This window comes from Desulfogranum mediterraneum DSM 13871 (assembly GCF_000429965.1).
Classification (GTDB): Bacteria; Desulfobacterota; Desulfobulbia; order Desulfobulbales; family Desulfobulbaceae; genus Desulfogranum; species Desulfogranum mediterraneum.
The window spans coordinates 16,578-28,535 of sequence record NZ_AUCW01000014.1 but is presented as its reverse complement, the minus strand read 5'-3'; the positions used below and the strand labels follow the sequence as shown (position 1 = coordinate 28,535).

Annotated in this window: 13 protein-coding genes and 1 riboswitch; of the genes, 9 read left to right on the top strand and 4 right to left on the bottom strand. The window is 61.0% G+C overall.

Translation table 11 applies throughout. From position 1 onward, the window contains the following. Positions 1-135: 135 nt before the first annotated feature. The 9 genes from G494_RS0106640 (at position 136) to G494_RS27900 (ending at position 9,425) form a co-directional block, all read left to right on the top strand. Entirely contained in the window at positions 136-1,389 is a 1,254-nt protein-coding gene (locus tag G494_RS0106640; RefSeq protein WP_028583904.1) for a glucose-1-phosphate adenylyltransferase family protein, read from the top strand. Beyond that, positions 1,386-2,654, top strand: coding sequence for a glucose-1-phosphate adenylyltransferase family protein (locus G494_RS0106635; protein ID WP_028583903.1), 1,269 nt, complete (start codon positions 1,386-1,388; stop codon positions 2,652-2,654). Before G494_RS0106640 ends, G494_RS0106635 begins: the two co-directional genes overlap by 4 nt. 149 nt (positions 2,655-2,803) lie before the next feature. Further along, a riboswitch (cobalamin riboswitch) is annotated at positions 2,804-3,011 on the top strand. Between the two features lie 167 nt (positions 3,012-3,178). After that, positions 3,179-4,030: a sirohydrochlorin cobaltochelatase gene (locus G494_RS0106630; RefSeq protein ID WP_028583902.1), complete on the top strand. Its 852-nt coding sequence runs from the start codon at positions 3,179-3,181 to the stop codon at positions 4,028-4,030. A 71-nt stretch (positions 4,031-4,101) separates the two neighbouring features. Then, complete coding sequence (locus G494_RS0106625) at positions 4,102-4,881, top strand: DUF3450 domain-containing protein (protein WP_028583901.1); 780 nt, start codon at positions 4,102-4,104, stop codon at positions 4,879-4,881. Continuing rightward, positions 4,878-6,341, top strand: a complete 1,464-nt coding sequence (locus tag G494_RS22270; RefSeq protein ID WP_051305461.1) for a MotA/TolQ/ExbB proton channel family protein — start codon at positions 4,878-4,880, stop codon at positions 6,339-6,341. Before G494_RS0106625 ends, G494_RS22270 begins: the two co-directional genes overlap by 4 nt. Then, the gene (locus G494_RS0106615) at positions 6,338-6,985 is read left to right on the top strand and encodes a MotA/TolQ/ExbB proton channel family protein (RefSeq protein WP_051305460.1); all 648 of its coding nucleotides are present in this window, start codon (positions 6,338-6,340) and stop codon (positions 6,983-6,985) included. The genes G494_RS22270 and G494_RS0106615 overlap by 4 nt, the downstream gene beginning before the upstream one ends. Beyond that, positions 6,973-7,389 carry an ExbD/TolR family protein gene (locus G494_RS0106610; protein ID WP_028583899.1) on the top strand — a complete coding sequence of 139 codons (417 nt, stop codon included), beginning with the start codon at positions 6,973-6,975 and terminating at the stop codon, positions 7,387-7,389. Before G494_RS0106615 ends, G494_RS0106610 begins: the two co-directional genes overlap by 13 nt. A gap of 32 nt (positions 7,390-7,421) precedes the next feature. Beyond that, entirely contained in the window at positions 7,422-8,111 is a 690-nt protein-coding gene (locus G494_RS25220) for an energy transducer TonB (RefSeq protein ID WP_161629947.1), read from the top strand. A gap of 3 nt (positions 8,112-8,114) precedes the next feature. Then, a complete protein-coding gene (locus G494_RS27900; RefSeq protein WP_028583898.1) occupies positions 8,115-9,425 on the top strand; it encodes a tetratricopeptide repeat protein in 1,311 nt (436 codons plus the stop codon). A gap of 101 nt (positions 9,426-9,526) precedes the next feature. On the opposite strand, the gene G494_RS0106595 is transcribed toward G494_RS27900, so the two are convergent. The 4 genes from G494_RS0106595 to G494_RS0106580 all read right to left on the bottom strand — a co-directional run bounded on the left by G494_RS0106595 (position 9,527) and on the right by G494_RS0106580 (position 11,809). Then, a complete protein-coding gene (locus tag G494_RS0106595) occupies positions 9,527-10,036 on the bottom strand; it encodes a rhodanese-like domain-containing protein (RefSeq protein WP_028583897.1) in 510 nt (169 codons plus the stop codon). 49 nt (positions 10,037-10,085) lie between these two features. Next, positions 10,086-10,562: a DUF1566 domain-containing protein gene (locus tag G494_RS0106590; RefSeq protein ID WP_028583896.1), complete on the bottom strand. Its 477-nt coding sequence runs from the start codon at positions 10,560-10,562 to the stop codon at positions 10,086-10,088. Positions 10,563-10,584: 22 nt separating this feature from the next. Continuing rightward, positions 10,585-11,127: a DsrE family protein gene (locus G494_RS0106585; protein ID WP_051305458.1), complete on the bottom strand. Its 543-nt coding sequence runs from the start codon at positions 11,125-11,127 to the stop codon at positions 10,585-10,587. 103 nt (positions 11,128-11,230) lie between these two features. Continuing rightward, entirely contained in the window at positions 11,231-11,809 is a 579-nt protein-coding gene (locus G494_RS0106580; protein ID WP_028583894.1) for a TetR/AcrR family transcriptional regulator, read from the bottom strand. Between the last annotated feature and the right edge of the window lie 149 nt (positions 11,810-11,958).

The following is an 11,958-nucleotide window of genomic DNA, read 5'->3' as shown; positions in this document are numbered from 1 at the left end:
TGCTTTAGGATGATAGTGCTTGCGTAAGTTAATGATTATGCAATAGGATGTATCGAGGTAGGCGCTCCTGTTTTCTCTGGTTGTCTGCTGCGGACAGCCGGGGAGTATCCGATACTCTCTCCCTATGGTGTGCACATGTTTAAAAGTTCCATCCTGGCCATGATCCTGGCCGGAGGCCGGGTCGATGAACTGGGGGTTCTTACCCACTATCGCCCTAAATCGGCGGTCCCCTTTGGGGGCTTTGCCCGTGTGATCGACTTTCCCCTGTCCAACCTGCTCCACTCAGGGATTGAGCGCATCGCTATCCTCAGTCAGTACCGCTCCTATTCCCTGATCAACCATATCGGTACCGGCGCTGCCTGGGATATGATCGGCCGCAATCGCGGCATCTCCATCCTGCCGCCCTTCAAGGATTACCAGAGTCCCCACTGGTATCGGGGTTCCGCCGATGCCGTCTACCAGAATCTGGATTTCATCAAGTACCACGATCCCTCCAACCTCCTGATCCTCTCCGGTGATCACATCTACCAGATGGATTACCGTAAGATGATCCGCTACCATAACGAGCATGATGCCGACCTGACCGCCGCCTTTATCCAGGTCCCCCAGGAATCCGCCTCCCGCTTCGGGGTGGCCGAGATCAGTGATGACAACTTGCGGGGGGGGCGTTTACTCTCCTATGAGGAGAAACCGGCCGCGCCCAAGAGCAACTGGGCCTCCTTGACGGTCTACTGCTTTCGACCGGAGGTCCTCTATGAGATGCTCAGGGAGAATCAGCAGAACGAGTCCTATGAGTTTGGTCGGGACATCATTCCCATGATGATGGCACGCAACTGCAAGGTGCTTGGCTATAAGTTTGATGGCTACTGGGGCTATACCCGGACCATTGATGAGTACTGGCAGACCTCCATGGATCTGCTCGGTGAAGAGGCCAAGATCGATATGGAGGCCTGGGGGATCCGGACCAACCTGGATCACCGCAACATCGCCGGTCGTCAGGCCGTGAAGATCGGCGCCAACGGGCTGCTGGAGAATTCCATCGCCTACAACGGCTGCGTGGTGGAGGGGGTGGTTCGCAACTCCATCCTCTTTCCAGGAGCCCGGATAGAGCAGGGGGCCGAGGTCAACTCGTCTATTCTCTTTTTTGATAATATCGTCCGCCAGGGGGCCCACCTCAACCGGGTGGTCAGTGATGTCAACACCACCTATGGCCGCAACGTCCAGGTGGGCAGCCCTGATCGGCATGCCCGGGAGGGGGTCAGTGTGGTCGGCTGGAACAACACCATTCCAGACGGCTTCCAGATCGGCTCCGGCTGTACCGTGGCCCCCAGGATCGCAGATAACCGCTGGCCCGAACGGGCCATCCGTGATGGGGAGGAACTGAAATGAAAACAAACGCTGACGCCCTGGTACTGCTGCTGGCCGGTGGGATCGGCAGCCGCCTCAATCTGCTGGTGGGCCATCGGGCCAAACCTGCGGTCCCCTTTGGCGGTCTCTACCGGATCATCGACTTCAGCCTCTCCAATGTGATGAACTCGGGCCTGCGCAAGGTCGGGGTCCTCACCCAGTACAAACCCCTCTCCCTGATGGCCCATATCGGCGGGGGCGAGGCCTGGGACTTCACCGGCCGTACCCGCGGGGTCAAGATCCTGCCGCCGCGCACCGGGGAAAAGGACTCGGACTGGTACCAGGGTACCGCCGATGCCATCCGCCAGAACATCGACTTTATCCAGAACAATCCGGCCGATCAGGTGGTGATCCTCTCCGGGGACCATATCTACCGGATGGATTTTGACGCCATGCTCTCCTACCACCAGCACAAGCAGGCGGATATCACCATCGGCATGATGGTGGTGCCCAAGAGCCAGATCCACCAGTTCGGCGCCGGCATCGTGGACAAGGAGAACCGGATCATCGACTGGGAGGAAAAACCCAAGGAGCCCAAGACCAACCTGGCCTCCATGGGGATCTATATCTTTGACACCAGGTACCTCTTGGAGACCCTGGCCCGGGATAAGCAGGAGAATGATTTCGGGATGCACATCATCCCCAGGGCCATCGAGGAGAACAGGGTCTTTGCCTATCCCTTTTACGGCTACTGGCGGGATGTGGGCACGATCCAGTCCTACTGGGAGACCAATATGGACCTGATCCGGGAGGATAGCGAACTCTCGCCCGAGGAGTGGGAGATCCAGCCCAATCCCGAGTATGGCGACCGGCCCATGGATCGTGCCGGCAGCCGTTTCACCGCCGCCAGTTCGGTCCGCTCCTCCCTGGTCGCCGCCGGCTGTGTGATCGAGGGCAGGGTGGAGAACTCGGTGCTCTCTCCCGGGGTGATCGTCAAGAAGGGTGCGGTGGTCAGCAACTCGGTGATCTTCGACGACGTGATCATCGGCCAGGATGCCCGGGTGGATCATGCCATCTGCGACAAGCGGGTCTACATCGGCGACGGTGCGGTGGTGGGCAACAGCGACAACATGACCATCGCCAATCGGGATTACCCGGACCACCTCTACACCGGGATCACCCTGATCGGCAAGGAGGCCCGGATCCCTGATCAGGCCGGCATCGGCCGCAACTGCATCATCAACTTCGGCTTCCAGGAAAAGGACTTTAACGGTTCCCTCCAGCTGGGAGATGGGGAATCGGCCTGAGCCCGGCCAGGCTGAGCCCCATCCCGCCGGGCAAAGAGAGCCGGTGGCGTACCCTTGGGGGCAGTGATCTTGGAGGCGAGCGCAACAGCTTGTAAGTCCTTATCTCCGCTTTAGGGGATTATTTTCTTGACCTGTCGGGCGTTATCGAATAACTCATGGCCTGTTCAGGTTCCACAGAGGTGGAGAAAAAAAGGGAATCCCGTGCAATTCGGGAGCGGTCCCGCCGCTGTAACCCCACACCCCTCGGGAGAGGGCGTGTTTCAGCCATTGAGGCCACTGCTTTTTGCCGAGCGCAGAGCGGGAAGGCGGTTGAACCCAGGGGGAAGCCAGAAGACCTGCCTGAATTCAAATTCGAGCCACGCTGCGAGCTGACAGCGAACTCGGACCATACCATAAGGGTTAAGGAAACAGGGTGCAGCCCTTCATGCATATTCGTGCATGGAGGGTTTTTTTTTGCCAGCCCGGCTTCGCCCGAGGGGCGCCCGGAGTCTACTTAAAACGACCATCAGCGTCAGGTGAGTGTCATGTATCAACAGGGATATATCGGTCGTAAGATGCGACTTCCCCGGCTCCAGGAAGAACCAGCCATTGTGATCACCGCATTCGGCAGTTCCAGCCAGGGCAGCAGGGGGATCCAACTGATTCGGCAGCGGCTTGAACAGGAGTTTCCCGGGCAGGAGCTGTTTTGGGCATACAGCTCAGAGATTATCCGGAAGAAGGAACAGTTGCCCAGCCTGCAGGAGACCCTGGCCCAGGTGGAGGCTGCCGGTTATCGTAAGGTCATTGTCCAGCCCCTCCATATCTTTCCAGGGACCGAGTATCAACAACTTGTTGAAACCTGTAATTATTTTCCTGGGTTGAGGGTGATTGTCGGGGAAACCCTCTGTCATCGCTGGGATTTTATCCATCAGGTCCTGGGGGTTGTTGCCCAGGATTTCCTGGGCCAGGAAGAGGGGCTCAACCTGCTCGCCCTCCACGGAACCCCCCTGGCAGCGGATCCTGCCAATATCATCTACCTCGGGATCGAGCAGCTGGTCACGGCAGGCTATGCCAACGTCCGGGTCGCCTCCATCGAAGGGATCCCTGAGCACCGGGGGGTGATTCGGCAGATCAAGAGCTGTTGCCGGGCCGGTACGGAGAAGAGGGTGCGGATTATTCCCATGATGTTGCTTGCAGGGGTCCATGTTGAGGACGATCTGCTGGGAGAGGAAGAGAGCTGGCGCCTGCTCTTGGAAGAGCAGGGCTTTACGGTGGACTGTCCAACCCTGCTCTATGAAGGGGCGACCTACTATAAGGGCCTGGCCTTTCGTCCGGAGTGTGTTGACTTCTTCATGGACAGGCTGAAGAGGTCCCTCAGCCTGATGCATTATTACTAGGGTGGCAGGCCTTGAGCAGAGAAGAGAGCAAAAAAAAGGGGGTTTTGCCCAGGCCTGGAGGACGAGCACGAATGAACCGGAAATGGTGGGCCCTGCCCGCAGCCTGCCTGCTGATGACAACGGCAGCCCTGGCAGCCACGGCAGCCGGACCAGATGAGGTGAGCGAGCGGATTGAACAACCCGTGGCAGAGGCCATTGCTGCCAGGCAGCAGACCCAGGAGGAGGAGGAACAGTGGCGCCGCCTCCAGGCCCGGCTGCTTGCCCAGCTGGAAGGGCTGCAGCAGGAGGTGGGACAGCTGCGGAGGGTAGAGGGGGAGCTCTCCTCTCAAGTTGCGGCCGTCGAGGCCCGGCTTGAACAGAAGAACCAACAACTCCGGGACATCGCCCAGATCCAGGCGGAGATGGACCCCTTTCTCGAGCAGCTCCTGGCTCGGCTGCTGAGCCTGCCAGGCCAGGGGCTGCCCTTTTTGCTGGAAGAACGGGAGCAGCGCTTTTCGCGCCTGGAGACCACCCTCCAGGATCCGGCCATCAGCCTCAGTGAACGGTACCGCAAGGCCATGGAGGCCCTGCTGATAGAGGCGGAGTTCGGCCTGAGCCTGGAGACCTATCAGCAGACCCTGCCCATAGGCGGGAGGCCGCTGCTGGTGGATATTTTTCGCCTGGGACGCCTAGGCCTCTTTTACCTCACCCTGGATCGGAGCGCATGCGGCTTCTTCAATGTAGCCACGGATGCCTGGAGTCCCCTGGACAAGGGATATCTCCGCGATCTGGAAACCGCCGTCGCCATTGCGGCCAAACAACGACCGGTGGAGCTGTTGACCATGCCGTTGGGGAGAATGGTGCAGCCATGAAGAGCAGGGTAGGGTTCAATGGTTGGCGGTGTCGGCTGATCTCACTCTTCCTCCTGCTCCTCTTATTACCTGGCTGGGGGCCGGGAGCCGCTGCCGAGGAGATGCGGGCCTTACAGGTCCAGGCCAGAGAGGCGCGTGAGGCGCTGATCAAGAGCGCTGCCCGGGAACGGGCAGAGGCCAGGCAGGTCGCTGCCGAGAGCAGGGCCCGGATCCTGGCCGACCGCAGCCGCCTGGAGGGGGAACTCGGGCGTCTTCAGGGGCTCAAAGACCGCCTCAAGCAGGAGGTGGCCGCCCTGGAGTCGATCCATATCCGTCTCTCCCGGGAGGAAGAGGCCCTGAGCCGCGAGCTTAAAGAGCGCGAGCAGGTGATCAAGGAACTGGTCGGCGTCATCCGGGTCAATGCCAAGGATGTCGACGCCCTGGTGCACAGCAACCTCCAAACCGCCATTCAGGGCCTTGCTGCAAGTCCTCCGCCGATCCTGGCAGATCCCGGGGTCTTTCCCGGGATGGAGGATATCCGTGAGCTGGCAGAAACTCTCTTTACCCAGGTGGAGCAGAGCGGCCAGGTGAGCCGGAGCTCCACCACCATCATTGACCGTAACGGTCTCTCCACCCAGGCCGAGGTCCTGGCCCTGGGGCCCTTTACCGCCGCCTATCTGGGAGCAGATGAGCTGGGTTTTCTCCGCTATTCCGCCAGGGGCAACAAGCTCTATGCCCTCTCCAAACTGCCGCCGGCTCGGATGCAGCGACAGCTCCGGGACTACCTGGAGGGGAAGAGTGAGGCCGTGGTCATGGATATCGGCCGGGGTGCAGGGCTGCAGCAGCTCAGCCACCAGTTGAATCTCTGGGAGCAGGTCCGGCAGGGGGGACCCATCGTCTGGCCGATCCTGGCGATCTTGCTTGCCGGGCTGTTCATCATCCTGGAACGGGTGCTCTTTCTCCTCCGGAGACGCTGCAACGCCAGCCGCCTGATGACAGAGATCCAAGCGGCCGTGCTGGAGGGCAACTGGCAGGCAGCTGTGGAGCTGTGCACTCCCTCTCTCCACAAACCGGTGGTGCGGGTGATCCTGGCTGGGCTCGAGAGCCGGCAGATGCAACGTGAGGAGATGGAAAATGTGCTCCAGGAGAGCATCCTCCGGGAGATTCCTCCCATGGAGCGCTTCCTCTCCACCCTGGGCATCCTGGCCGCCATCGCACCGCTGCTGGGCCTGCTGGGCACAGTCACCGGGATGATCGATACCTTTCAGATCATCACCCTCCACGGTACCAGTGATCCGCGGCTGATGTCCGGGGGCATCTCCGAGGCCCTGGTGACCACCATGCTTGGCCTAGGCGTCGCCATTCCGCTGATGCTTGCCCAGACCCTGCTCAGCCGGGCCGTTGAAGAGGAAATCGGGCATCTGGAGGAAAAGGGCGTGTCCCTGGTCAATATCATCCACAAGAGCCGGCTGGGCGGATGAGTGAGCTGATCCGGCAGCAGTACCTGCTCCTGGAAAAGTATTTCTGCCAGGGCGGGCCGCTGATGGGGCCGCTGCTCCTGCTCAGCCTGGTGATGTGGCTGCTGATCATCGAGCGCAGCCTCTTTCTGGGGCGGCTCTATCGCAGGAACATGAGCCATCAGGTCGCCCGGGAACACCTCCTGGCCGGTGAACGGCCCGATCCCCGCCAATACAAGGGGGTGGTCTCCCTGCTGGTCAGCCGCTTTCTCCGCCAGCGGAGCGGAGAGGTCGAGTTGGACCGTTTCATCCTGGACGAAGTCGTCCTGGGGATCAATCATCGACTCAACGATCACCTGGCCACCATCGGGGTCCTGGCCGCCATTGCCCCCCTGTTCGGCCTCCTGGGGACGGTCACCGGGATGATATCCACCTTCGATGTCCTGGCCCTCTTTGGTACAGGTAACTCCAAGGCCATGGCCGGGGGCATCTCCGAGGCCCTGATCACCACCCAGACCGGCCTCTTGGTGGCGGTCCCTGGTTTATACATGAAAAATTTTCTCAGCCGCCGGGCGGACAATCTCCAGCAGCGGGTTGCCACGGCCGGCCTCTACCTGAGAAGAGCGCTTAAGGCCGCTGACCAAGGAGAACCATCATGCTCAACATAAGTGCAGCCCGGCGCAGGCGGAAACAGGGTGTTGAGTTGAATATCGCCCCCCTGATCGACATGGTCTTTATCCTGCTGATCTTTTTTCTGGTCAACACCAGTTTTGTCAAGGAAACCGGGGTCGAGGTCAGCCGGCCCACCGCCTCCACGGCCCACGCCCAGGCCAAGAGCCCCATCATGATCGGTATTGACCGGGAAAACCGGATCTTCATGGAACATCGGGAGATCGATGTCCGGGCGGTGAGGGCCAATGTGGAGCGCGCCCTGGCGGAAAATCCCGAGGGCGGGGTTATTATCGTCTCCGACAAGAGCAGCAATGCCGGGATGGTCATCGCGGTCATGGATGGCTGCCGGCTGGCAGGTGCGGATAATATCAGCCTTGCCGCCCGTATCCCCCAGGGCTAAGGGCAGCAGGGTTTGAGGCAGCAGGGATGAGCATGGCAGAGGGACCCTTCGACTGGTCATTGGCTTCCAGCCATCGGCTGACGACCTGGCTGGGCGCCAGCCTGGCCACGGTTTCGCTGAACCTGGTGCTTTTTCTGCTCCTCCCTGCCCTGATGCTGCCCCCGGGAAACGCTCCCAGCCCTCTGCCGCTGGTGGAGCGGGTCCAGCTGGTCCGTCTCCCCCCGGAGGAGCCGCCGCTTCACCCCAAGGAAGAGCCACCTCCCCCAAAACCGCAACCACAGGCCGAGCAAGAGCCCCGTCAGCAGGCCGCCCCTCTGGAGGCACCCAAGCTGAGCCTGCCCTTTACCCTGAATCCCAGGATGCCGGCGGCGCCCACCGACCTGCAGCTGCCGCTGGTGCAGGCCGCCCCCTTTCATCCCGGGCTTGCCGACGGGGTCGGGATGGAGGAGTTGGATGGACCCCTGACCACCCTGGCCAGGATTCCGCCGGTCTATCCCCTTCGGGCCCTGCGACGCGGCATCGAGGGCTGGGTACGGGTGCGCTTCCTGGTCGATCAGCAGGGGCAGGTGGGCTCCATTCAGGTCGTGGCAGCCGAGCCGGCCGGTGTCTTTGAGCAGAGTGTGCTCCGCTGTGTGGCCAAGTGGCAGTACCGGCCCGGAACGGTTGAGGGGGTGGCGGTCTCGGCCTGGATGGAAACAACGGTTCGTTTTGCCCTGGAGTAGTCCATGAAGATTGCAGCCCTCCTCCTCTCCGCCCTCCTGGTGCTCCTCCCCGGTCTTAGCGCCTCCCCGAGCCTGGCGGCCCAGCGTCTGCCTGCGCGGGTCCAGGTGATGCTGGTCAAGGTGGGGCCGCTGCTTGAGCAGGAGCACTACCAGCAGGCCGTCGAACTCCTGGAGTCCTTCCGTGACCGGGGGGAGCCGGGCAGCAGCTTTGACCATCCGGAAATCAACTTTATGCTGGGCAACTGCCTCCTGCTCCAGGAGCAGTTCAGCCAGGCTGCCCGGGCCTATCGCCGTGCCATTGAGGCGGATCCCGATCATCTCGGTGCCCGGCAGAACCTGGCCCGCTGTGCCTATGAGCTGGAGGAGTATCAGCAGGCAGGGGAACTCTTCCTGGGCTGCTACCAGGGTGGGGGAAAAGAGCAGCCGGAGCTGCTCTACTTCAGTGCAGCCACCTTCCTGATGGCCCAGGACTACCAGCGTTCGCTGGCCCTGTTTGAGCAGCTGCTCACGGTCCATCCCGAGGCCCTCTTGCCCCAGTGGCAGGAGCACCTGGTGCATGCCCTCCTGGCCACGGATCAGGCCAGGAGGGCCCTGCCCCATATCATTGAGCTGGCCGCCTGCTATCAGGGCAAGAAGCAGCAGCAGTGGCAGGAGATCCTGCTCCAGCAGTATATGGCCCTGGAGATGGACCGGGAGGCGCTCGCCCTTGGCCGTCGTCTGAGCCACCAGGCCCCCACCGTGGCTATCTGGTGGAAGGGGCTTGCCCATATCCATCTCCAGGCGGATCGTTTTGACAAGGCCCTGGCCGCCCTGACCATCTACTCCCTGCTCACCCCCCTGAGCCGGGAGGAGGAGAAGCTCCTGGCTGACCTCCATTTCCAGCAGGGTATCCCGGCTGAGGCTGCCCCCCGCTATGAACACTGCCTGGAGGGGGGCCGGGATCTGGAGACCATCCGCGCTCTGGTCCAGGCCTATCTGGAGCTCGGCCGGCCGGATGAGGCCCTGGCCAGGCTGGAGGCCCTGGCCCCGGATGGAGCTCCGCCGCGTTTGCAGATGCTGCGTGCCGATATCCTCTATACCCTGAAACAGTATGCTCAGGCCGCGGGGATCTATAGAGGGGTGGCCCGAGGGAAAGGGAAAGGGAGAGGGAGGGAAAGGCGCTCTGCCCGGGCCTGGCTGATGAGCGGTTACTGCCACTGGCAGCTCAATGAGCTGGCTGCCGCTCGCCAGGCCTTTGCCAGGGCGGCGGAGGACCGGCGCTATCAACGGGAGGCCCGGCGTGCCCTGAAGCAGTTCAGCCCGGGAGCTGGTTGAAGGGCCCTGGGGATCAGGGCCCTGGCTTGGGAGGTGTGAGCCGGCGCTGGAGCTTAAAGAACTGCAGCGCCGGGTTGGTGGTGATGGGGGGGGCGGCCTGGCTAGCCTTTTTTCTTGAAGTTGGAATCGAAGTTCTTCAGCTCAAATTCGCCGAAGAAGTTGTTCACCGGATGACCGGCGGCAATCCACTCCAACAGCCCGCCTTCCAGGTTATAGATATTGGTATAGCCCATCTCGGTCAGGGCCTGGGCAGCCAGGGCGCCCCGGGTGCCTGCCAGACAGTAGATCACCACGGCCTTGTCCAGGTCCTTGACCTTGCGGATAAACTGCATCTCCACCAGCCCCCTGGGGATGGCCATGGACTCGTCGGCCTCGATCTGGCCTGCCGTTACTTCACCCGGCTCCCGGACATCCAGGAGCAGGAATTGTTGATCATCATCTTCGATCCACTGTTTCAAGGTGGGGGAGTCGATGGAACGGATCGCCTGCTTGGCGGCCCGGACCCGCTGCTTGAGGATCTGGTCCGGGCTGGGCCGGGCCTCCTGGGAGGCCAGGGCAGCACCGCTTATCAGCAGAGAAAGGACGAGGATGGAACAGATTTTGTTGAACATGGGAACTCCTTTTTGTGGTTATAGTGAGGGCTTGTCTCTAAACGATTTTTTAGGGACGAACCGCCCTGACATATCCGGCCTTGCCTCGATAAAAGGACCTGGAGGGACCGCACTGGTCACCGATCTCCCAGGTGCCGACCGAGGCTTTGCCCCGGTCGTCTTTCAGCCAGTAGTTGCCTTCCAAACGGATCTTGATGGTGTTGTTTTGCTTGAGATCAAAGATGGAGAAGAGGCCAAAGAGCTCCTCTTTGTCTGGTAAACGCCAATCCTGATGGGCGCCCTGGTTGAGCTCGCGGAGATAGCGGCTCACCTCTGCCGGGCTCTCCATCTTTTTGGAGCGTTGCTGCTGCCAGTTCAGGCCGCCCCTGGTCTCTGCAAAGACCCCTGGAGAGCGCTCGACCAGGGATCTGGCTGCCCCCAGAGCGGTGGCGGCAGAGCACAACAGCAGGCAGCTGAGGGCTAAGGCGGCTAAAACGGTCATGGCGGTCATGGTCTGGAACCAGGACCGGCGGGCTGTGGTGGTCATGGGTTTCCTCCGCTCGGTTGGCTTATTGGATCGGGATCAGGGCATAGCCCTTGCTCTGGTAGCCCATCAGCGAGATGAAGGTGTTGCCCACCAGCCGAAACTCCGGCAGGATGGTGGCCTGGTCGATCTTGAACAGTTTGGTGGCAATGGCGCAGGCCTCAAGCCTGATCCCCAGCCCCTTGAGCTCCCGGAGGATGAGGGCGGCTTGCTGCAGGCTCTGCTGCTCCTCTTGGCCAAAGGACCAGGTCTCGGTGCTGATCAGTCGGACCGAGGCGCCCCGGAAGGCCAGGATAATCTCAGGCTGTCTCCCAGCCTTGAGGAGGTCGTGATAGGTTTGGCGGATGACCTCCAGGTAGAGTGCAAGCTTTTGGCCACTGCTGAGGTTGATGTCAAAGACGATCCTGGCCTCTTCCACTCCGGCCAGGGCCTGGCTGTTGTCCGGGGGCAGCTCTTCCCTGGACATGGAGAGTGCCGGGCTGGTCAGCAGCAGGGAGAGGAGCAGGCTGAGGAAGAGGCTGCCTCTGAGGGTACATCTGGAGTGGGGTTTGAATCTGCGTGGTTTCATCAGGGCCTCCTTGAAGGCAAAAGGTTTAGAACGAATGCTCGTTCTGGTAAAGGGAGATAGATATTGTCAACCAGGGGCTAGGGCGAGGGTGCCGCTTAGGGGCTCAGGCGGCAACCCCTCGCCAGGCGCACTGCCAGCATTCTTCCAGGTAGCTCGGCAGGGGGTCGGTCAGGACGCCGTCCAGGCGAAGGAAAATGAGCCGGATGGCGCCGCCGAAGATGCTGACCGCCGCCACATTGGCGTCCAGGGGACGGATCTGGCCCTCTTCGATGCCCTCAATCACCATCTGCTTCATCAGGCTAAAGGGCCGGGAGGAGCAGAGCGGCTTTTCCTCGGGCATGAACTCCTGATGCCTGGCATAGAGCATGAAATGCATGGTGTCGCTGTCCTTTTCGGTCAGCTGAAAGAGGTATTCCATTACACCCCTGCAGCGGTCATGGCTGCTGCTGAAGCTCTCCATTATCCCGGCGATCACCTGGTTCATCCCGGATTCGATGTGGTGGTAGAGGGCCTTGGCAATGGCCTCCTTGTTGGCAAAGTGGTGGTAGATGGAACCAATACTCACCTGGGCCTGTTTCTGAATATCATGGACCGAGGTGTTGAAGTAGCCGCGCTGGGAAAAGAGCTGCAGGGCAGCGGAGAGAATGAGTTCCCGGCGATCGATGGTGGTGCTCTTGGCCATGGCTGTCCTTTGCTTGGGTTAAAAAAACGAACGTTCGTTCTAGTGTTCAGTTTTTTTCGTTTATTGTCAACCAAAAAAAGTCCAGCACGCTCCCTGTCCAGGAGTTCGGTTTTTCAACAATGGCCGTACTGCTGCAGCCTGCCCTGAAG

Excerpts from the sequence above, each read along its gene's own strand:
- G494_RS0106640 (WP_028583904.1), top strand. The coding sequence starts at position 136 with ATGTTTAAAAGTTCCATCCTGGCCATGATCCTGGCCGGAGGCCGGGTC.
- G494_RS0106635 (WP_028583903.1), top strand. The coding sequence starts at position 1,386 with ATGAAAACAAACGCTGACGCCCTGGTACTGCTGCTGGCCGGTGGGATC.
- G494_RS0106630 (WP_028583902.1), top strand. The coding sequence starts at position 3,179 with ATGTATCAACAGGGATATATCGGTCGTAAGATGCGACTTCCCCGGCTC.
- G494_RS0106625 (WP_028583901.1), top strand. The coding sequence starts at position 4,102 with ATGAACCGGAAATGGTGGGCCCTGCCCGCAGCCTGCCTGCTGATGACA.
- G494_RS22270 (WP_051305461.1), top strand. The coding sequence starts at position 4,878 with ATGAAGAGCAGGGTAGGGTTCAATGGTTGGCGGTGTCGGCTGATCTCA.
- G494_RS0106615 (WP_051305460.1), top strand. The coding sequence starts at position 6,338 with ATGAGTGAGCTGATCCGGCAGCAGTACCTGCTCCTGGAAAAGTATTTC.
- G494_RS0106610 (WP_028583899.1), top strand. The coding sequence starts at position 6,973 with ATGCTCAACATAAGTGCAGCCCGGCGCAGGCGGAAACAGGGTGTTGAG.
- G494_RS25220 (WP_161629947.1), top strand. The coding sequence starts at position 7,422 with ATGGCAGAGGGACCCTTCGACTGGTCATTGGCTTCCAGCCATCGGCTG.
- G494_RS27900 (WP_028583898.1), top strand. The coding sequence starts at position 8,115 with ATGAAGATTGCAGCCCTCCTCCTCTCCGCCCTCCTGGTGCTCCTCCCC.
- G494_RS0106595 (WP_028583897.1), bottom strand. The coding sequence starts at position 10,036 with ATGTTCAACAAAATCTGTTCCATCCTCGTCCTTTCTCTGCTGATAAGC.
- G494_RS0106590 (WP_028583896.1), bottom strand. The coding sequence starts at position 10,562 with ATGACCACCACAGCCCGCCGGTCCTGGTTCCAGACCATGACCGCCATG.
- G494_RS0106585 (WP_051305458.1), bottom strand. The coding sequence starts at position 11,127 with ATGAAACCACGCAGATTCAAACCCCACTCCAGATGTACCCTCAGAGGC.
- G494_RS0106580 (WP_028583894.1), bottom strand. The coding sequence starts at position 11,809 with ATGGCCAAGAGCACCACCATCGATCGCCGGGAACTCATTCTCTCCGCT.